This window comes from Streptomyces sp. NPDC088124 (assembly GCF_040685895.1).
GTDB lineage: Bacteria > Actinomycetota > Actinomycetes > Streptomycetales > Streptomycetaceae > Streptomyces.
This window is the reverse complement of record NZ_JBFBJB010000032.1, coordinates 32215-52315: the sequence shown is the minus strand read 5'-3', so window position 1 is coordinate 52315 and position 20101 is coordinate 32215. Positions and strand designations below refer to the sequence as shown.

The following is a 20101-nucleotide window of genomic DNA, read 5'->3' as shown; positions in this document are numbered from 1 at the left end:
CTCTCTGTGGTGGACCTGTGGTGGAACTGGTGGCTCCGTGGCGGACGGCGGGTCAGTTGCCGCCGGAGATGGTCACGCCGGTCCAGTCGATGTGGGCGGGGTTCTTCGGCAGCTCCGAAACCGATGTGCTCTTGGCGATGAGGTTCGGCTGGGAGTACGTGAAGACCAGCGCCCGGCTCTCCAGCCCGGCCCGGGTGGCCGCCCGCAGGACCTCCGCGTACTGCGGCGAATCCAGCGGGGTGCGGCGGACCTCGGCCACGGCCGCCTCGAAGCCCGGCGGCTCGTAGGGCGAGCTCAGGTTGAGCGGGCCGTCCGGGCCGAAGTGCGCGGTGAGGGTCTGGGCGGCGGAGTCACGACCGGTGGTCGAATAGAGCGAGAACGTCAGGTCCTTGGCGAAGAACGGGGTGGCCCAGTTCTTGTCGATCTTGATGTCGACGGTGATGCCGGCCTTCGCCAACTGCGACTGCACGATCTCCGCCTGGGGATCCTCCGACGGGATGACGAGGTTCAGCTTGAGCTCGCCGGGCCGGTAGCCCGCTTCGGCGAGGAGTCTCCTCGACGCCGCCGGGTCGTAGGCGTACGCGTTCTCCGACCGCGGGTCGTAGGCCACGTACCCCTTCGGGAACGGCTGGTCGGTCACTTCGCCGTAGCCGAAGGTCAGCTTGTCGACGAATTCCTGACGGTTGATCGCATGGCGGACCGCGTCGACGACCTTGCCGTTGTCGAACGGTGCCTTGTTGACGTTCAGGCTGATGTTCGAGGCGTTGAACCCTGGCTGGACGAAGACGTCGAGGCCCGCCTCCTTGGCGGCCCGTGCCTGGCTCGGGTCGATGTCGGCGAAGTTGTAGACGCCGGTCTGCAGGCCGGAGACCACCGTGGACGCGTCGGGGGCCGAGGTCAGCTCGACGTTGTCGATGTGGATGTTCTTCGCGTCCCAGTAGTCCGGGTTCTTCTTCAGCACGGCCTTGGTGCCCGGGACGAGCTGCGTGACGGTGAACGGGCCGGCGCCGACCGGGCTCCGGTCCAGCTTCTCCGGGGAGGCCGCGGCCTTGGGGCTGGCGATCTGCAGGACGCGCTGCCCGAGGAGCTGCGGGATCTGGTAGTCGACCTGGCTGAGGTGGACCACCGCGTCGAGCCCGTCGGCCTCTACCGAGCTGATCGACGTCAGATCGCCGAAGAGCGCCGAGTTCCGCTGTTTCTTCGCCCGTTCGATCGCGGCCTTCACCGCGGCGCCGTCGACCGGCTCACCGTCGCTGAACGTCAGCCCGGGGCGCAGGTGGAAGGTGATCCGGTCGCCCTTGTCGTTGTACTCCCAGCTCTTCGCGAGATCGGGGACGGCCTTGCCGGTCTCGTCCGTACGGGTCAACGACGCGTAGACCAGGGCGAGTTCGCGGAACTGCGCGCCGCTGCCGCCGACCACCGGGTCCCAGTGCGAGGGGAAGTAGGAGGAGGTCCACTTCAGCGTGGCCCCGCCGTTCGCCGACGCGGCGTCGCCGCCGCAGGCGCTGAGGGCGGGGATCAGTACCGTGACAAGGGCGGTTCCCAGGGCCGCGGCGCGCAGCCGGCCGGGCCGTGGCGAGGAACCCCGCGCCGCGGAAGACCGCGGCGTGGACCGAAGGCCCGGGGCGGGGCGGCGGGGCGTGAGTCGTCCGGACATCTCATTTCTTTCTTCGAAGGCTCCGGCCCGTGTGCGAGGGCGGGAGCGGCAGCGGTCCGGCCCCGCGTCGGACGCCGTCCGGCACCCGGAGGGGCACGCCGGTGCGCGCCGTGGCGCGCACGAGGGCGCGCCGCGCCCGGGGCATGAGGCGTCGGCGGGTTCACGGTGGGGCCGGGAGTACGGGGGAGTACGGAAGTGCGCGGCAGACCGGGAGTACGGGAGTACGGGGGGAGAGGAAGCGCGACACGAGAGGAAGGGCGGCGCGAGCGGCCCGTGGTCCGGTGGCCGGTGCGGCAGGCGGACCGGTGCCGGCGGGAGCGGTCAGGCGCCCGTGAGCCGTGGGTGGCGGGCGGTCAGCGACAGAGAGCGCTACAGGTGCGCCGCAGGTCCACGTAGCGGCACACCACGCCGGGGTGCGTCGTGAGCATGCTGCACATCCTGGGCCCATCCGTCAGTCGGTGTCAATGGACACCAATTGGTGTCTCATTCGGCGGGACGGACCCGACCGCAGATCAGAGGCGTGTCACGGCCCGACGGGCGCGCCGCCGCCGGCCGGGTGCGCCGCGGCCTCCTCGGCGTGCAGCCACAGCGGACCGTTTCCGGTCGCCACCCGGACCGCCCCCGCCACGGGCCACGGGCCGTGCGTCAGCAGCCCGCGCTCGGGATCCGTCAGGCTCCGGTACCGCGCCAGCGCCTCCGCCGCGGGCAGGGTCGCCGGAGCCCGCGGCAGCCCCGGGCACAACTCCTCGACGGCAGAGGCGTACTCCTCGTACGTCCGCCAGCCGGGAACGGCGCGGTGCCCGGCCGCGGTACGGACCAGCAGCGTCGGCAGCGCGTAACGGAACCCGCCGTCGAGGGTCTCCTTGGCGGTCCCGGGGTGCGGCGATCCGCCGCGCACGGACAGCACCTCGCGCACCGGCCGGCGCGCCTCCGCGCGGTCGGCGCGCACCTCCTCCAGCACCGCGTCCGACGCCGCGTCACCGGCCAGCCGCTCCCCGTCCAGGCCCGGCACGCCCCGTACCGCCGCCAGCGCCAGCGCGAGGGTGTCCGCCGGCTCCCCGAGGACGAACACGGTCTCCCGCAGCCGGCGCAGCACGCGCGCGCCGACCTCGGCGCCCTGCCGTTCGGCGGCCTTCGCCACCAGCGAGGACGGCCACGAACTCGCCGCCACCCGGCTCAGACGCACTGCCCTCGGGGCGTGCGTGTGACCGCTGATGTCCTCGACATACCGCGCGTACCAGGCGGTCTCCGCCGCCGGATCGGGCGCCGGATCGTCGTCGTGGTCGAAGAGGACGCAGTACACGCGGCGCCAGCGGGCCCGGCCGGCCAGCGCCGCCCGGAGCCGGCGGAACACCGGCTCCGACCCCCAGGACCAGGGGCACAGTGGATCGGTGTACTCCACCACCTCCACCGCCGGCCGGTCCGGCGGCGCCGTCACGCGGCTCCCTTCCGGCCGGTGTGCCCGCCCACCCCTGCGGGCAGCAGCGCGGCGACCGTCGTCCCGCCCAGCAGCGCGGCGGCGTCCGCCTCGACCTGGCGCCAGACGCCGGGCAGCCCGGAGGCCGCACCGGGGTAGTCGAGCCCGGCCAGCGGCTCGCCCCGCAGGGAGAGCAACTCGCCGTCCACGGCGCGCACCACGTCCAGGAGCGTGATCCCGTCGGCGGGCCGGCCGAGCCAGTACCCGCCCTCGCAGCCGCGCTGGCTGCGCACCAGACCGGCTCTGCGCAGCTCACCCACCACGGACTTCAGGAACCGGAACGGGATCTGCTGCGCGGAGGCGATGGCCTCGCACGTGAGGGGGCGGGCAGGTTCGCGGGCGAGCTCCAGCAGGGCCCGTGCGGCGTAGTCCGCCTTCGCGGAGATATGCATATCCACATCATGCCCGACGAGATGCCCGGGGCGAGGGCCCCTCGCGCTTCCCTCTCTCCATTGCGGGAACATTGCCGCAGGTGAAAGGTAATGGACACCTCTTGACATCCTTTTCCCGGCGGTTCTAGCGTCGCCCACCATGAGCGAGCCGCTGACCACCCCCGGCGAAGGTTTCCACCCCCATCTCCACGATTCCGCCGAGCGGTCGGCGGCGCCCCTGGGCACTCGTCTGCACCACATCCGCGCCGACGCGCTGGACGGCGACACGGCACAGACCACGGGCATGCGGAGGTTCGCCGCCGTAACCGGAAGGACGGTGGGCTCCGAGAAGCTGTGGATGGGCCAGACCCATGTCGCCCCCGCGACCTCCTCCTCCGACCATCACCACGGGGAGTCCGAGACCGCCATCTACGTCGTCAGCGGACACCCCGAGTTCGTCTTCCTCGACGACTCGGGTCCGCGGCCGGAGGAGGTGCGGCTGAGCACGTCCCCCGGTGACTACATCTTCGTCCCCCCGTTCGTGCCGCACCGCGAGGAGAACCCCGACCCCGCCGAGGAGGCCGTGGTCGTCATCGCCCGCAGCACTCAGGAGGCGATCGTCGTCAACCTCCCGCGGCTGTACGCGCTTCCGGCCGACGGGGCCTGACGGGCCCGGCGGGGGAGAGGCCCTACGCGCCGTCCTCCCGCTCCCGTACCACCCGGCGCTCGATCGCCTCGACCTCGAACCGGCCCTCCGGGCTGCCGTCGCGCGCGCGGACCAGCGCGAGGTAGAAGAGCGCCGGGGCGCACGGGGTCCACCGCTCGGCGGGCTGCGGGCCGACCACTTCGGGCCGGTCGCCGGAGGCTCCCCGGCACACCGGTTCACCGGACGGGTGCGACCGCTGAGCCGGCCCGTCACCTGGCTGGAGTCGCAGACACGCGGCATGCTCGTCGTCACTGGACCGGCGGGCACCGGCAAGACCGCGCTGCTGGCCCGGCTGGCCCTGCTCTCCGTACCGAGGATCCGCGAAGGACTGCGGCCACCGCCGCCCGCACAGACCCGGCCCAGGGCCGGTTCGGTCCACGCGGCGCTCGCCTGCCAGGGCGAGTCCGCGCGCTCACTGGCCCGGTCGCCGCTGGAGGTACTGGTCCCGCTGGGAGCGGCGCCACCCGGGCCGGACGGGAGCACACCGGAGCAGTGCGTGCACCAGGTGCGCGAGCTGGTCCGGCGGGTGGGCGGCCTGAACCTGGTCGTGGACAGCCTGGACGAGGCCATGCCCGGACAGGCGCACGAGATCGCGCGCAGACTCCTCAACCCCCTGTCGCACTGCCCGGGGGTGAAGCTGCTGGTGGGTACGCGCCCGCAGCCGAGACAGGGGGTGGACGGGGCGTCGAAGGAGTCCCTCGTCGACGCCCGCCGGACCGAGCCGCTGTCCGGGCGGGAACTGGACGCGTTCATCGAAACGGGCGGCGGCGATCCGTTGACTGAACTAGATCCAGCATTTTCGCAGGTCAGATAGCCTTTCTGCTAGCTTCCATGGATGCATGGACGTGATCCCGAGAGGGAGTTGGCAAACTTCGTGCTGCCCGAGGCCGGACAGTTGGCGGAGACAGGAGACCGATGGAGGCCGTTTGTCCTCCTGGACGCGGACGACGTTGAGATCGAACCCGTGGCCGCCTTCTTCGCGGAGTTGCTGGCTTGTGACAGGTCAGCAGCCACGATCCGGTCGTACGGAATGGATCTGCTGCGTTGGTGGCGCTTCCTGTGGGGCTGGGGAATCGCCTGGGATCGTGCAGTCCGGTCGGACGTTCGGGACTTCTCGCGCTGGATGCAGATCGCGAACAAGCCCGCACCGCTGCACTGGCGCCACCGACGGGACATCCAGACGGAGACAGCACCAAAGCCGGTACCAGAGAAGCTGCCGCCTGGAGCCCCCAATTTGATCACGGGAAGGACGTCACCAGGGCTGAGATACGCGCCGACATCGCGAGCGCACTGCGAGACCGTCCTGCGGGTCTTCTACGACTTCCACCTCTCCGAGGGAACAGGGCCGATCCTGAACCCGTTTCCGCTGGATCGCTCCTGGCGCCATGGCAGGGCACACGCTCACCACAATCCTGACGAGCGGTTTCGACACGAACGGCAGGGCGGCTACCGGCCGGCCATCCCCAAACGAGCGCCTCGGCGAATCTCCGATGCGATGTTCAACGCGCTCTTCGCCGCGCTGAAGCACGACCGTGATCGAGCTCTGCTGGCGTTCTGGGTTTCCAACGGGGCTCGTGCTGAGGAACTGCTCACGAGTCGGCAACGCGACGCACTGCCCGGCCAACAGGTCCTGGGGGTTGTCCGCGAGGGGAGCCGGTCCTATCAACAACTCCCCTGCTCAGCGGATGCTTTCGTCTGGCTACGGCTCTATCAGGAGAATGCCTGGCGGGCTGGGGTACCCCGCGGACAGAACGAGGGGTTGTGGTGGACGTTGCGCCGCCCGTGGCGTCCCCTGAACTATCCGGCGGCCCGAGCGATGTTCAACCGGGCCAACAGTTTGCTCGGTACGAACTGGACTCTCCACGATCTTCGACACACCGCCGCCTATCGGCTGGCGAGGGATCCGAAGATGCCCCTGACCGACGTGCAGTGAGTGCTCGGTCATGCACACCTCTCGACGACACAGCTCTATCTTCCGGCCGACCGGGACGGGGTGATCGAACACGTTCGGGCACACCATGCCCGACGGGCCAAGTCCGCCGAGCGGACTCCCGCGCCTCCAGCAGCCGGCTACAACCCTGAATCCCTCAACAACCTTTTCGGGACTGCCTGGTGACACCTACGGAGACCCTGTCCATCGCGACACATGTCCAAAGACCTGCCGGTCCAGGTGCTGGCCAGGATGCGATCGGACCGCGTGCTGCGCAGGGCTGTCCCACCCCGGCTGCCGCACACCCAGGGCCGGCCGCCCCGGCACGGCGGCGAGTTCGTCTTCGGACAGCCCGACACCTGGGGCACCCCGGACACCGAGACCGTCACGGACACCCGTCTCTACGGCACCGCCAGGGCCCGCTCCTGGGACCGGCTGCACCCCAAACTGACCCACCGTTCCTCCTGGGCCGCGGCCGACGGCGCCCTCCCCATCGTCGAAGGGACGGTGATCCGCCTGGACATCGACCACCTGCCCAGCGGAGCAACACCAAAGCCGGTCTGGCTGTGGTGGTCAGGCACCGACGCCACTGCGGCAGACGCAGACCGGCTTTGGCAGGCCTACCTGCGACGCTTCGACATCGAGCACACCTTCCGCCTCTTCAAACAGACCCTCGGCTGGACCTCCCCGAAGATCCGCACCCCCGAAGCAGCCGACCGATGGACCTGGCTGATCCTCGCCGCCTACACCCAACTGCGGCTCGCCCGGCCGCTGGCGGCCGACCGGCGTCGCCCCTGGGAAAGACCAACTCCGCCGGACAGGCTCAGTCCCGCCCGAGTCCGCCGCGACTTCCGGCACATCCGCCCAAAGGCCAGCTGCCCGGCCCAAGCACCGAAACCCACCCGCCCTGGCCCCGGACGACTCCCAGGACGAAAGAACACCCGACCCACCCCACGCCACGACGTCCACACACCCCGCAAAACACCGGCGGCGAAACAACGAACGAAGAAGTCGACCACCCCACGACCACGCCGCACGGGTTAAAGATCAAGCTAGGGATCCGGCCAATGGCTTCGGGTCAGGTCCGCTTGCGGCTCGCGATCTCGTCAGAGAGCTGCTGCACGTGGGCGGGGTCCGCGTCCCGGGCAAGGGCGACGTAGTGGTCCATGACGGCCGGCCGGTAGCGCACGGGCAACGTCTGTCCTGGGGCGAGTCGGGTGAGCTCGGTGATCGTGAGGCCTTCGTCTGCGATACCGCGGAACGAGCGGCCGTCGGCGGTCTCCACGTCGAACATCAGGACCACGCGTGGATTGCTGTTGACCTCTCGCCAGTCGACGAGAACGCCGAGCGCAAGCGCCCCCGTACGCAGTTCCGCATTGCGCTTCCGTGCATCACTGCTCAGGAACGGGTTCGGGGCGACGCCCGGGAAGTCGGGCCCGACGCCGAGCGATTCCCGACTCAGGTCGGGCCTGGCCTGCGCCATCAGATCGTTGAGCTGGTTCAAACCGAACAGATCGTTGAGCTTCTTCGAACCGAACATCCTGCCCCCTCCCTCACACCGGTGCCGGAATCTCGGCCTGGCGCTTTGCCTTCACTGCGATTGTACGTCGCGGCCATTCCCGACCTCCGGCGCATTGCCCCGTCCCGATGGGGCCGCCGTCTGCGGTCACGGACGGGCTCGGTCGGTGCACCTGTCTGTCGGACGAGCCACGTCCGCACGCCGACAGGAGGATCAAGCCGTGATCGATATTGACCCCAACAGTGCGTCCCGTGGCAGGACCGTGCGGTGCCGCGATCCTGTGCGGAGCGGCGGTCACGCTGATCAACTTCTTCTGGACCGTCGGCCAGTGAACATCGACGCATAGAGCTCGACGACCCCGTCGTAGGCCGCCCTGGTCTCATCCTGGTGTTTTAACACGGGCAGGAAACTAACACCCGCGCTGTTCGCAGCCGTTCTCCGGCCCCGTTCCGGCCCTCCTCCCCAGGACTGATCGTCCCGTCACCTGGTCACGGGACACCCTGGTGAGTTCAGAGAAGAACTCCAGGCGCGCATGGAGGACGAGCTGGATGTCCTCGACCCGAACGGCCGGGGCCGCGCCGCCGAGTTGCTGCTGCCGCTCGCGCTGGTCCAGGGCGTCGGCCTGGCGGACCGCGGTCTCTGGCTGCGGATGGCCAACGCACTGCGCCGTCCCCGCTCGAAGGAGATCCTGCCGCGCGCGCTGGAGACGGTGCTGCGGCAGACCGAGGCCGTCCTCGTGACGGCGGAACACCGCCCCGGGAGACCGGTCGCCCACCGGCTCGACCACGCCGGCTACGGGACCGCCCTGCTGGCGCGCGCCCGGCTGAGCCCGGCCGCCGCGCACCGCCGTCTCTTCGACGAACTGTACGGCGCGGCGTACCGCGACTGGGACCGGGCCGACGCCTACACCCTCGCCCACCTCGGCGCGCACGCGGCACAGGCCCGTACGGACACCGGCGGTCCCGAGGAGGACACCGACCCGCTGGAGGAACTCTTCGCCGACCCGGGCTTCCTGGTGCGCACCGAACCCGATGTGATGCTGCCGCTCGCCGCGCCCCTCGCCCCGACCTGCGACGGAGCCGCGCTGTACCGGCGGGTGGGCGCGCGGTTCAAACGCCGTACGGAACCGGCGCAGCGCAGGGCGCTGCTGCGGGCCGAGGCGTTCGTCAGCCACCCGGAGATCTTCCGCGGGCTGGCCGACCTCCCGGAGTTCGCCGGGCAGCCCTGGGACGAGGTGTGGACCGACCTGCCGCCCGAGCCGCTGGAACTGTCGCTGCCCGCGCCGCTCGGCGGCGCCCGGGCCCTGAGCTGGACCGGGGCCGACGGCGGCACCATCGCCGTCGCGGGCCGCGGGGAGATCGCCGTCCGGCGCGCGGACACCGGCGGCTACGTCCGTACGGTCAGAACCGGCGAGGTGGGGCACGGGCGCCGGGCCGTACTGACCGAGGTCCGGGAGTCGGCCACCCGCGCCGGGAGATTCCTGCTCGCCCACGACGGCCGCTCCCTCCATCTGTGGTCCGGCGACGAGCGGTTACCCCGGCGGACCTACCACTGGGGCGGCCGGATCGGCAGTCTCACCCTGGCCCGGTGCGGGGACGCGGTGCAGGCCGTCGTGGCCGACGGCCACTGCGTATGGGGGTGGCGCTGGCCGTCCGGCGGCGGTCCGGCGGCGGAGGCCCGCAGCGACGTCCTGCCGATCAGGGCCTCCCGGGTCGCGCTGCTCGGCCTGCGGGACCGCAGCTTCCTGCTCACCGCGGCCGGGACCGTCACCCTGCACGAACTGCACGGCAAACCCGCGGGCGAACAGTCCCTGGTGTGGCGGGGCTGGGACCTGCGCGCCCCCGGGCAGACCGCGTTCGACGCCGCGGCGCTGCCCGACGGCGACGAGCACGGCCGGCTCGCCGTCGCCGACGGGGACACCGCCGAGGTCTGGCGGCTCTCCGCGCCCGGGTACACCACGGAGCCCACCGTCGGCTCCCGGCTCACGGTCCGGACGACGGCCCGCGAGATCGCCCTCGGCCACCACGGGGAACGGCCCCTGCTCGCCCTGCACGAGGGGAGCACCGTACGGGTGCTGGAGATCACCGACCCGTCCTGCGAGCGCTCCTTCGAGCTGTCGAGCCAGCGGAACGGGCTCGCCTTCGACCCGCTGCGCACCGGGCGGCTCGCCATCGGCGACGGGGACGAGGTACGGCTGCTCGATGTGCCCGCCGCGGCCGGCCACGCCCGGGCGGCCCGGCGCCGCGATCACGACCAGCGGCCCGTCGTCGGACTCACGGCGGCCCGGCGCGGCGCCCCGGCGCTGCTGAGCCGGGTGTGGGGGAACACCGTACGGGTCACCCGGCAGGACGCCCGTGACGGAGCCACCGGCGCGGCCCTCGCACTCGACCACGACGACCGCGTCACGGCCGTATCGGCACTGTGGTGCGAGGACCACTGGACGCTGGCGGCGGCGGCCGGCCGGCGCGTACACCTGTGGCGTCTCGCGGCGGACCTGACCGGCCACGAGCGGGACGGACACCTCACTCTCGGCGGTAACCGGGGCGAACAGGTGCCGGGGCTGGGCCTGGTGGCCGCGGCCGGCGGGCCGGAGCTCTTCGTGCCCGTCGGCCGGCGGGTGGAGCGGTTCGCGCGGGCCGGGGGCACCTGGGGCCGCACGGGAGGCGTGGAGGCCGCCGACGTGAAGGTACGCGGAGTGGGCGCCCGCACGGCGGGGGAGCACACCTGGGTGCTGGCGGACTGCGGCGACACCCTGGGCCTGTGGAGGAGCACCCCGGACGGGTTCGCCGCCGCCGGGCGGCGCGCGGCCGCTGTGGAACGGCCCGCGGGCGCCGTCCTGGGGACCGGGCACCTCGACGGGACGTACGTTCCGCTGGTCGCCTGGGCCCGGGGAGATTACGTACACCTCGCCCGGTGCGCGGACGGGCACTGGACGACGGACAGCTCCCCGAGCCCGCACGGAACACCGACGGCCCTGGCCTTCGCGGGACCGCCACGGCAGCCGCTGCTGCTGGCCTTCGGCGGCGAAGGGACCGTGGCCGTACGGGACCTGGCGGACGGGACCTGGCGCGACGAACTCGCCGTGCCGTACCGGGGTATGGAGGTGGCGGCGGCGGACGCCGTCCACGACACCGGGCTCGGGATCACACTGGCCCTCCAGGGCCGTGGCCGCTGCGACCAGATCCGGCTCCCCGAACGGCTCGTGAGGGGAGCGCCGCGCTCGACCCGGGCCCGGTGACACCCGACGGCCGCGGGGACGGCCACGCTCAGCACCGCCCGTCCGAACAGGAGGAGAACTTCCGCGATGGAACACGATCTGGTGGTCTTCGTGCCGGGCATTCTCGGCAGCCGCCTCACCCGCGACGGAAAGGATGTGTGGCACCAGTCGAAACCTCGCGCTGCAACTCGTATGACCCGCCAGGGCGGTGGCCGGTTTCGTACTCCCGCCCGGCATCGGGGACGACGAGCCGGAGGCGCCGTGGGCGGTGGCCGCCGACGAGCTGCTCAAGGGGCCCGACGCGATGCCCGGGCTCCTCGCGCAGTTCGGCTACCCCGATGTCCGGGCGATGCTCGGCCGGGCCCCCGACCACCATCCGGGGGGCGGCCTGCGCCCGGAGCAGTACCTGGCGTTCACCTACGACTGGCGGCTGTCCAACCGGCTCACCGCGCGCCGGCCGCGGTGGAGCGGGCCCTCGCGCGGTGGCGGGAGCGCGCCCCCGACCACTATCCGCGGGCACACGAGGACGCGCCCAAGGTCGTCTTCATGTGCCACTCCATGGGCGGCCTGATCGCCCGCCACTATCTGGAGTGTCTGGACGGCCGGGACATCGCCCGTTCGCTGGTCACCATCGGCACCCCGCACCGGGGGGCCGCGAAGGCGATCCGCTTCCTCACCGGGAACGGCATCGGCCCGGGGGAGGACCAGGGGCTGCCGAAGCGCAAGGCGCTGCGCTGGGCCGCACGCGTGAACCCCGCCCTCGCCGGCATCGCCCGCTCCTTCCCGTCCGTGGCCCAGCTGCTCCCCGTGTACGACGCGGCGCTGACGGACGGCTCCACGGGATGGCGCCCGCTGACGGCGACCCCGGTGCCCGATCTGCCGACGGAGCTGGTACGTGACGCGTTCGCCTTCCACCAGGAGTTCACCGACGCGTGGGAACGCAACCGGGCGACGGGCGCCCCGTCCCCGTACAAGGTGCACTGTCTCGGCGGCCGGGCCCATCCGACGGTGCACGGTGTGGTCGTCGGGGCGGACGGCACGCTGGAGTTCCCGACCTGGCTGGACAACTCCCGGGAGTGGACGGGCGACGTCACCGTGCCGGAGGAGTCGGCGTTCGCGAAGTGGGCACTGGACGAGCTCTCCGACGCGGTGTGGAGCGGCGAGCGCCACGCCACCATGGCGGGCGCCGAGTCCGTGGGCCACCAGCTGGTGGCCATCCGCCGCGGCAGGCCGGCGCGCGACACACTCGCGGGTGACGCCGAGTTCGGCCTGGTGGCCCCGGACTTCGCGGTGGCGGGCGAGCCCTTCGGGATCACGGTCCCCGGGATGGGCGACGCCGGCCGTACGGTACGGGCCCGCCTGACGCGCGACGGGCAGCCGGCCGGGGACCCCGTCACCCTGACCCCGGAGGGCACGGGCGACCTCGTCGCCGGCCTGACCGCCCCCGGGGGCACCTGGATCCTGGAGGTGGAGGCGGAGCGGCCGCATGCGGTGTGCCGGGACCTCGTGACCGTCGTGGCGGAGGTGTAGCGCGGCGGCGGCGCGCCGTGTCACTGTACGTTCGCGCAGGTCAGCGGCGCTCTCCGGGCCCGGTGGTAGCCTCGCCGCATGGACTCGCACGATCTCGCCAACCTGGCGCATCTGCGGCGGGCGCGGGATCTGATCGACCGGGAGTACGCCCGTCCGCTCGACGTACCGACGATGGCCCGCCACGCGCTGATGTCACCGGCGCACTTCTCGCGGCAGTTCCGGGCGGCCTACGGCGAGACCCCTTACAGCTGTCTCATGACCCGCCGGGTCGAGCGGGCGATGGCGCTGCTGCGGGCGGGTGCCACGGTGACCGAGGCGTGCATGGCGGTCGGCTGTACCTCGCTCGGTTCGTTCAGTTCGCGTTTCACCGAACTCGTGGGGGAGACCCCGAGCGCCTACCGCGGCCGGGAGCACCACGCGGTGACGGCGATGCCCCCGTGTGTGGCGAAGGCGTTCACACGGCCGGCCAGGAACACACCGAGCAGGATTCGAGAAGCGGGCGGCGAGGCCGCCGCCTAGCGTGGGTCCCATGACCATCGCACTCCAGTACTGTCACATCACCGTCAACGATCCGGACGAGGCGCTCGGCTTCTACCGCGACGCACTCGGCCTTGAGGTGCGCAACGACGTCGCCTCCGGCGGATTCCGCTGGGTCACGCTCGGCAGCCCGGCCCAGCCGGGCCTTGAGATCGTGATCTCGGAACCCCACGCCGGCCGGTCCCAGGCCGACGGCGACGCCCTGCAGGAACTGCTCACCAAGGGTGTCCTGCCCATGACAGTCTTCCGCGCCGACGATCTCGACGCGACGTTCGAGAACGTGCGCGCCTCCGGTGCCGAGGTGCTGCAGGAGCCCATGGAGCAGCCCTGGGGTCCCCGCGACTGCGCGTTCCGCGACCCCTCGGGCAACATGGTGCGGATCTCGCAGGCGCCGAAGGAGTAGGGCGAGGCGGCGCGCCCACGACACCGTGGAGGGCTTCCCCGGACCGCCCGGGGAGGCCCTCCGTGCCGTCCTGCCCCTCGCCGCGCGCGGAGCGGCACCCCGCCCGGCTTCCGGGCGGCCGAAGCCAACATCTCCCCGTGAATCCGGCACAACCATCCGTGCCGTTCGCGGGTCACATCAAGTAGGAGCAACCCGCTCTCAGGGACACAAAGGGGAGATATGAGAATCAAGCGCAACATCGCGGTCGCCGGAGCGTTAACCGCACTGGCGCTGGGCACCACGACCGCGGTCGCCACGACTGCCTCCGCCGCACCCAACGTCACACCGCAGGGCGTCTGCGGCAGTGCGTACAAGACGGTCAACTCGGCGCCCATCGGCTCACTGGGCACCGTCTACCTCACGTACAACTCGTCGAACGGCAAGAACTGCGTCGCGACCATCCGCGCCAACCCGGGCAAGGCCACGTACGTGTCCGCGTACCTCTACGTCCCGGACACCGACGAGTGGGCCGGGGACGACGGCAACTACACGTCGTACGCGGGGCCGGTGTACGCCTACGGCAAGGCCCACTGCGTGAGCTGGGGCGGCAGCATCAACAACGTGTACGTCTCGGTGGAGAACTCCAACTGCGCCTCCCTGAAGGAGCACCGGGTCACCGGGATCCGCTGATCCGGTCCCTCACCCGGCTGCGAGGTCCCGCGCCGCGGGTGGCGCGGGACCTCGCAGTGTGCCCCTTGCGAACCGTCATCCACACCCCGCACCTCACCGGACTATCACCCGGAGAAGTTCCACACCGATCTGCATGAGGTGGTGCACATCGACGCGGTGATAGACGTACCGTCCACTTCTCTCCGATGTCAGCAGTCCGGCGGAGCGGAGCTGTGCGAGATGCCGGGAGACCTGTGGCCGCGTCATGTTCGTGCGACGGGCCAGATCCGACGTCGTGATCGCCTCGTTGACCATGTGACGGCACAGGTTCAGGCGCGCCGGGTCGGAAAGGACCGTCAGCCGTCGGCGTACCTCGTCGATGGACGGGGGCTGGCCACGCCAGGCCACCGGATAATTCACCACCACCGGGAATCCCGGTTCGCCCCGGACGATGAGGTGCGGGCGGCCGTGAATGCTCGGGACGAGGAAGACATGGTTCCCGCGGAGCGGGACGGTCAGGTTCTGCAGCTTGTCGAAGCGCACCCCCCTGCCGTCCTGCACCGGCCGCGCCGCCGGGCTCACCGAGGAGATCAGCTCCGCGAGCGGCAGCCCGCGCAGCCGGGAACGCGTCTGTTCGGCCTCGTCCCGCAGCCGGGTCCGAATACGTTCCCACTCCTTGGCGAAGAACTCCTCCACGGAGTCCTCCAGCGTCCGGACGAGAATTCCGCGGAACGCCTCCGGATCGTCGGTCAACGACCGTGCCAGCTCGCCGCGGGAGAACGAGCGAGCCTCGCACGCCGCGATGAATTCGTCCGGCCGTGTGACGGCTCCCCGGGGGTCGAAGGACCCGCCTTGAATCGCGTAGGCGGCGGCCTCGACGAATGACTGCTCGGGGAGGTGTGCGACGCGAGCGATCTCCGTCTCCACCGCCACGTCGAGCGGCGGACTGAGCGGCAGCAGGAGACGGCAGCGGCGACGTGCCCACAGCGGCGCGAACCACGTCAGCCGGTGACGCAGTTCCCGCGGCAGCGATGCGTCGATCTTCATCAGCCACGACTGGGAGTCGAGGTGATGGTCGGGTTCGGCCAGCGAGTGCAGGCAGGCCTGGAGCTCGGAGATCGGTGACGTTCCGATCGTCACGTCCGAGCTCTTCGCGCCCCTGAGGTCGAGCAGCACTGGCATCCGACGACTTTAGACCGACCGTTGTCGTCCTCGCGGTAACGATTGCGCTCACCACGGCGAACGCGGCCTACAGTCCCGGCTCATCGGTGAACACAACGACGCGAGGAGCGGACGTGGTCGAGAGCCCGGGCAGGGACGACGGCTGGCAGGCTGTCCCGGAGCCAGGATCCGGATGGCGCCAGGTGGTCAAGGTGCCGATGCGTGACGGAGCCGCACTCGTCGCGGACGTCTACGCGGCCGGGCCGGACCCGGCCCCGCGGCCGGTACTGCTGGAGCGCACGCCCTACGGCCGCCGCACGGCACGCGGCTCGGACGGCGCCTTCGAGTCCTGGAACCCGCCCCCGCCGGAGGCGGTGTGCCGGCGCTTCGTCGAACGCGGCTACCACGTGGTCCGGCAGGACTGCCGCGGCCGGGGCGACTCCGGCGGCACGTTCGTCAAGTACCTCGACGAGGCCGAGGACGGATACGACACCGTCGAGTGGATCGCGGCGCAACCGTGGTGCGACGGGCGGGTGGCCACGATGGGGGTCTCCTACGCGGCCCACGCGCAGAGCGCGCTCGCCTCGCTGGGCACACCCTCCCTCGCGGCGATGTTCCTCGACTCCGGCGGCTTCGCCAGCGCCTACGAGACCGGGGTCCGGCTGGGCGGGGCCTTCGAGCTCAAGCAGGCGACCTGGGCCTTCGCCAGGGCCAGGACCAGCTCGGTGACACTGGGCGACCCGGTGCGGAGAGCCGCGCTGGAGAGCGAGTCGATCGAGGAGTGGTTCCGGCAGCTGCCCTGGCGGCGGGGGCACTCGCCACTGCGGCACGCGCCCGAGTACGAGGACTACCTGTTCGAGCAGTGGGAGCACGGCCCGTTCGGGCCGTACTGGCAGCAGCTCGGCATCTACGGCCGGGGGCGTTTCGACCAGTTCCCCGACGTGCCGAGCCTGCACATCTCCAGCTGGTACGACCCGTACATCCGGACCGCGGTCGAGAACTTCCACGAACTCGGCACCCGCAAGACCAGCCCGGCGTATCTGGTCCTCGGACCATGGACCCACGGCCGGCGCAGCGTCTCCTACGCGGGCGACGTCGATTTCGGCCCCGAGGCGCCCCTGGACGGCAACCTGGCGGCGGACTACGCCGAGTTCAGGGCGGACTGGTTCGACGCCCGGCTGACCTCCGCGCCGTCGCGGGACCCGGCGGTCCGCTACTTCCGGATGGGCGGCGGCTCGGGCCGGCGCACCGCCGAGGGGCGGCTCGACCACGGCGGACGCTGGCTGGCCGGCTCCACCTGGCCGCCGGAGCACGCGCACACCACGGAGTTCCGTCTCACCGGCGACGGGGGGCTCACCGCGGAGCCGGGGGCGCTCGCCGGGTACCTGGAGTACGACCACGATCCCCGCGACCCGGTCCCGACGATCGGCGGGCAGGTGACGTCCGGCGAGCCCGTGATGGCGGGCGGGGCCTTCGACCAGCGCCCCGACGACCGGACCTTCTCCCTGACGGGGTCGCGGCTGCCGCTCGCCTCCCGGCCCGACGTCCTCACCTTCCAGACCGCTCCGCTGGAACGGGACGTCGTCGTGGCGGGCCCCGTCGTCGCCCGGCTCACGGTCTCCTCGACCGCCGTCGACACCGACTTCACGGTGAAGCTGATCGACGTACACCCGCCGAGCGCCGACTACCCGACCGGCTTCGCCATGAACCTGACCGACGGCATCCTGCGCTGCCGCTACCGGGACTCGTTCGAGTCGCCGTCGCCGCTGGAACCGGGGCGCCTCTACGACGTGACGGTCCACGCTCCCGACACGGCCAACCTCTTCGCCCGCGGCCACCGGATCCGGGTCGACATCAGCTCCAGCAACTTCCCCCGCTTCGACGTCAACTCCGGCACCGGCGCGCCCGAGACCACCGACCGGCGCCGGGTCGTCGCCACGAACCGGGTGTACGTCGACGGACGCTCCACGGTCACCCTGCACGTCCTCACGGGGGAGCAGGCGTGAACGACCGTACGGGAATCACCCTCGCCGCCGTCGGTGACCTCGTCCTCGACGACGACGTCCTGACCCCCCGCCTCGAAGCGTCCGCACCCCGGCTCCTCGACACCCTGCGCGGCGCCGACGTCACCATCGGGAACTTCGAGACGACCGCGATCGACTTCGACCGCTTCGACGGGTGGCCGGAGGCCGAGCCGGGGGGATCGTGGCTGGTCACATCGGTCCGCAGTGGCGCCGATCTGCGCGCCATGGGCATGGACATGGTGTCACGGGCCAACAACCACGCCACCGACTGGGGAGTGGCCGGGCTGCGCTCCACCAGCGCCGTCCTCGACGCGGCCGGACTCGTCCACGCCGGCGCCGGCGAATCACTCACCGCCGCACGGGCCCCGCGCTACCTCTCCACCCGCCGGGGGCGGGTCGCGCTCGTCTCGGCGGCCACCCGCTACCAGCCCATGTCGCTCGCCAGTGACCCGTTCGGGATGGTGCCGGGCCGCCCCGGCATCAACGGCCTGCGCACCAGGAAGTGGTTCGCCGTCCACCCCGACGAGCTCCGGGCCCTGGCCGCGATCCGTGACGGTCTCCCGCCCGCCTCCCTCCACCACCTGGCGCGCAAGGCCGACGCGCGGGACGGCTCCGTGACCCTCGGAGGGACCGCCTTCGTCTCCACCGACCGCACCGAAGGCCGGGCCGGACCGCACTGGCAGGTCGAGGACGAGGACATCGCCGCCCTGCGCACCAGCGTGCGACAGGCCAAGCAGAGCGCCGACTTCGCCGTGGTCGCCCTCCACACCCACGAGCCGGGCAACTACAGCGCCGAGCCGCCGCCCTTCCTGCACGACCTCGCGCACGCCGCCGTCGACGAGGGCGCCGACGTCGTCCTCGGCCACGGTCCGCACCAGCTCCGGGGCATCGAGGTGTACCGGAACCGGCCGATCCTCTACTCGCTCGGGAACTTCGTCTTCATGCAGAACCGCCAGTTCCCGCTGACCCGCGAGGCGTGGCGGCGCACCGGCCTGGACCCCTCCCGGCACACACCGGCCGACATGCTCGAACAGAAACGGATCAAGGGCCCCTTCGCCGGTCCGGTCTGGTACGAGAGCGTCGCCGTCACCCTCACCTTCACCCGGCGCGGTGTGCTCGACATCGCCCTTCTCCCCCTGACGCTCACCTTCGACACACCGCACCACTCCGACCGGGGAACACCGCGGGTCGCGGACGCCGCCGCCGGGGCCCGCATCCTCGGCCGACTCCGCGAACTGTCGCGGGCGTACGGTACCGAAATCCTCCTTGACCAGGGTCAAGGCACCATCCGCATCGATCTGTGAGCGCGACCCTCCGGTAAAGGAACCAGAAAAATGATCACCACGTCCGATCCCACGCACACCTCGGAAGGGCTCACGCGCTTCCTGGACAGAATCGAACGAGTGGGCAACAAACTGCCCCACCCGTTCTGGCTGTTCTCGATCCTGTTCGGGGTCGTCGCCGTCACCAGCGCGATCCTGGCCGCGGCCGGCGTCTCGGTCCTGGACCCCGCGACCGGCGATCCGTCCCCCGTCAGGAACGCGCTGTCGGTCGACGCGATCCGTGAGCTGATCCTCGGCGCCGAGGAGTCCTTCCTGACCTTCGGCCCGCTGGGCACCATGATGATCATCATGCTCGGCCTCGCCGTCGCCGACCGCTCCGGCATGCTGGAGTCGCTGGCCCGGCACGCCCTGGGCCGGGTGAGCCCCGGGTACGCCGTGTTCACGGTCTGCCTGGCCGGCGCGCTGTCGAAATTCCTCTCCTACAGCGCCTACGTCATCCTCATACCGCTGGCGGCGATGGTCTTCAAGGCGGTCGGCCGATCCCCCATGCTGGGCATGATCGTGGGCTTCCTGTCGATCAACGCCGCCGGGGACGCCAACCCGTTCATCGCGCCCGGCGATGTCATCTTCGCCAAGATCGCCACCGAGGCGGCGCAGATCGTCGACCCGGACACGGTCGTCCGGCCCACCGACAACACCTACTTCACCACCGTCTCCGCGGTCGTCCTCGCGATCGTGCTCACCGTCGTCACGGAGAAGATCCTCGCCAAGCGTGAGCACGAACTCGTCCCGGACAGCGACGCCGCCGGTCCGACCACCGGAGCCCGGGCCGGTGCCGTCCCCGAGGAGACCGAACTCCGCGCGCTGCGCTCGACCGGCGTCGTCGCCGTGCTCTTCCTGGGGCTGCTGGTCGTCGGGATGATCCCGGCCGGCTCCCCGCTCCGCGGCGAGCACGGCGCCATCCTCGACTCCACGCTCTTCAACAGCATCGCCCTCGTGCTGAGCCTGTTCTTCCTGGTCATCGGAGCCACCTACGCGTACCGGACCGGCCGGCTCACCCACTCGTCCGATCTGCCGAACTTCATGGCGGACGGCATCAAGTCGGTCGCGCCGCTCCTCGTGCTCTTCTTCGCGGTCTCGCAGTTCCTGGCCCTGTTCCAGTGGACCGCCATCAGCACCGTCGTCGCGGTACGGGGAGCGGAGTTCCTGCGCGGGCTGGACGCCCCGGTCTTCCTCGTACTCATGCTGCTCATCGCGGGCATCGCCGTGCTGAACCTGCTCATCACCAGCGGGACCGCGCTGTGGGCACTCCTGGCGCCCGTGATCATCCCCATGACCATGCTCATCGGCGCCTCTCCGGCGACGGTGATGGCGGTCTACCGGATCGCGGACTCCTGTACCAACTCCATCACCCCGATGAGCGCGACCTTCGTACTCACCGTCGGCTACCTCCAGACGTACCGGAAGAAGGCGGGCATCGGCACTCTGGTGTCGTTCACACTGCCGGCCGCGCTGGCGATGATGGTCGCCTGGACCGCGCTGTTCGCGCTCTGGTACGCCCTGGGGCTGCCGCTGGGTCCCGGCGCGCCGGTCCACTGACCCGGCAGGGTCCCGGCGGCCGTCGCGGGAGAGCGCCCC

At 71.4% G+C, this 20101-nt stretch carries 17 protein-coding genes and 2 pseudogenes; 12 read left to right on the top strand and 7 right to left on the bottom strand.

Annotation, left to right across the window (positions count from 1 at the left end; all coding sequences use genetic code 11):
• Positions 1 to 52 precede the first annotated feature (52 nt).
• The 3 genes from AB0P17_RS25460 to AB0P17_RS25450 form a co-directional block, all read right to left on the bottom strand.
• Positions 53 to 1657 (bottom strand): ABC transporter substrate-binding protein, encoded by a 1605-nt coding sequence (locus AB0P17_RS25460; protein ID WP_365814229.1) that lies wholly within the window; start codon positions 1655 to 1657, stop codon positions 53 to 55.
• A gap of 523 nt (positions 1658 to 2180) precedes the next feature.
• Positions 2181 to 3095 (bottom strand): DsbA family protein, encoded by a 915-nt coding sequence (locus AB0P17_RS25455; RefSeq protein ID WP_365814228.1) that lies wholly within the window; start codon positions 3093 to 3095, stop codon positions 2181 to 2183.
• Positions 3092 to 3526 carry an Rrf2 family transcriptional regulator gene (locus tag AB0P17_RS25450; protein ID WP_365814227.1) on the bottom strand — a complete coding sequence of 145 codons (435 nt, stop codon included), beginning with the start codon at positions 3524 to 3526 and terminating at the stop codon, positions 3092 to 3094. Before AB0P17_RS25450 ends, AB0P17_RS25455 begins: the two co-directional genes overlap by 4 nt.
• Positions 3527 to 3665: 139 nt before the next feature.
• Between AB0P17_RS25450 and AB0P17_RS25445 the strand changes: the two genes are divergently transcribed.
• Entirely contained in the window at positions 3666 to 4172 is a 507-nt protein-coding gene (locus AB0P17_RS25445) for a cupin domain-containing protein (protein ID WP_365814226.1), read from the top strand.
• A gap of 22 nt (positions 4173 to 4194) precedes the next feature.
• On the opposite strand, the gene AB0P17_RS25440 is transcribed toward AB0P17_RS25445, so the two are convergent.
• Positions 4195 to 4383 (bottom strand): hypothetical protein, encoded by a 189-nt coding sequence (locus AB0P17_RS25440; protein WP_365814225.1) that lies wholly within the window; start codon positions 4381 to 4383, stop codon positions 4195 to 4197.
• Between the two features lie 15 nt (positions 4384 to 4398).
• Between AB0P17_RS25440 and AB0P17_RS25435 the strand changes: the two genes are divergently transcribed.
• The 3 genes and pseudogenes from AB0P17_RS25435 to AB0P17_RS25425 all read left to right on the top strand — a co-directional run.
• Complete coding sequence (locus AB0P17_RS25435; protein ID WP_365814224.1) at positions 4399 to 5025, top strand: ATP-binding protein; 627 nt, start codon at positions 4399 to 4401, stop codon at positions 5023 to 5025.
• A 21-nt stretch (positions 5026 to 5046) separates the two neighbouring features.
• Entirely contained in the window at positions 5047 to 6144 is a 1098-nt protein-coding gene (locus tag AB0P17_RS25430) for a site-specific integrase (RefSeq protein ID WP_365814223.1), read from the top strand.
• A gap of 219 nt (positions 6145 to 6363) precedes the next feature.
• Positions 6364 to 7185 (top strand): annotated as a pseudogene (locus AB0P17_RS25425) (transposase); the annotation flags it as partial.
• Positions 7186 to 7219: 34 nt separating this feature from the next.
• Here AB0P17_RS25425 and AB0P17_RS25420 read toward each other — a convergent pair.
• Together AB0P17_RS25420 and AB0P17_RS25415 are read right to left on the bottom strand one after the other, a co-directional pair.
• The gene (locus AB0P17_RS25420) at positions 7220 to 7681 is read right to left on the bottom strand and encodes a hypothetical protein (RefSeq protein WP_365814222.1); all 462 of its coding nucleotides are present in this window, start codon (positions 7679 to 7681) and stop codon (positions 7220 to 7222) included.
• Between the two features lie 309 nt (positions 7682 to 7990).
• Positions 7991 to 8059 (bottom strand): annotated as a pseudogene (locus AB0P17_RS25415) (SAM-dependent methyltransferase); the annotation flags it as partial.
• Positions 8060 to 8192: 133 nt separating this feature from the next.
• Here AB0P17_RS25415 and AB0P17_RS25410 point away from each other — a divergent pair.
• The 5 genes from AB0P17_RS25410 (at position 8193) to AB0P17_RS25390 (ending at position 14016) form a co-directional block, all read left to right on the top strand.
• The gene (locus AB0P17_RS25410; protein WP_365814221.1) at positions 8193 to 10898 is read left to right on the top strand and encodes a hypothetical protein; all 2706 of its coding nucleotides are present in this window, start codon (positions 8193 to 8195) and stop codon (positions 10896 to 10898) included.
• A gap of 441 nt (positions 10899 to 11339) precedes the next feature.
• Positions 11340 to 12407 (top strand): hypothetical protein, encoded by a 1068-nt coding sequence (locus tag AB0P17_RS25405; RefSeq protein WP_365814220.1) that lies wholly within the window; start codon positions 11340 to 11342, stop codon positions 12405 to 12407.
• A 78-nt stretch (positions 12408 to 12485) separates the two neighbouring features.
• Positions 12486 to 12926: a helix-turn-helix transcriptional regulator gene (locus AB0P17_RS25400; protein ID WP_365814219.1), complete on the top strand. Its 441-nt coding sequence runs from the start codon at positions 12486 to 12488 to the stop codon at positions 12924 to 12926.
• A 10-nt stretch (positions 12927 to 12936) separates the two neighbouring features.
• Positions 12937 to 13347 (top strand): VOC family protein, encoded by a 411-nt coding sequence (locus AB0P17_RS25395; RefSeq protein WP_365814218.1) that lies wholly within the window; start codon positions 12937 to 12939, stop codon positions 13345 to 13347.
• A gap of 219 nt (positions 13348 to 13566) precedes the next feature.
• On the top strand, positions 13567 to 14016 hold the full coding sequence (locus tag AB0P17_RS25390) for a spore-associated protein (protein ID WP_365814217.1): 450 nt from the start codon (positions 13567 to 13569) through the stop codon (positions 14014 to 14016).
• Between the two features lie 93 nt (positions 14017 to 14109).
• Here the strand turns inward: AB0P17_RS25390 and AB0P17_RS25385 are convergent, their stop codons facing one another.
• Positions 14110 to 15177: a DUF5937 family protein gene (locus AB0P17_RS25385; protein ID WP_365814216.1), complete on the bottom strand. Its 1068-nt coding sequence runs from the start codon at positions 15175 to 15177 to the stop codon at positions 14110 to 14112.
• Positions 15178 to 15290: 113 nt separating this feature from the next.
• On the opposite strand from AB0P17_RS25385, the gene AB0P17_RS25380 reads away from it, so the two are divergent.
• The 3 genes from AB0P17_RS25380 to AB0P17_RS25370 are packed head-to-tail and all read left to right on the top strand — an operon-like array spanning position 15291 to position 20062.
• Positions 15291 to 17162 carry a CocE/NonD family hydrolase gene (locus AB0P17_RS25380; RefSeq protein WP_365814215.1) on the top strand — a complete coding sequence of 624 codons (1872 nt, stop codon included), beginning with the start codon at positions 15291 to 15293 and terminating at the stop codon, positions 17160 to 17162.
• Positions 17159 to 18484: a CapA family protein gene (locus AB0P17_RS25375; RefSeq protein WP_365814214.1), complete on the top strand. Its 1326-nt coding sequence runs from the start codon at positions 17159 to 17161 to the stop codon at positions 18482 to 18484. Before AB0P17_RS25380 ends, AB0P17_RS25375 begins: the two co-directional genes overlap by 4 nt.
• Before the next feature lie 30 nt (positions 18485 to 18514).
• A complete protein-coding gene (locus tag AB0P17_RS25370) occupies positions 18515 to 20062 on the top strand; it encodes an AbgT family transporter (RefSeq protein ID WP_365814213.1) in 1548 nt (515 codons plus the stop codon).
• The last annotated feature ends 39 nt before the right edge of the window (positions 20063 to 20101 follow it).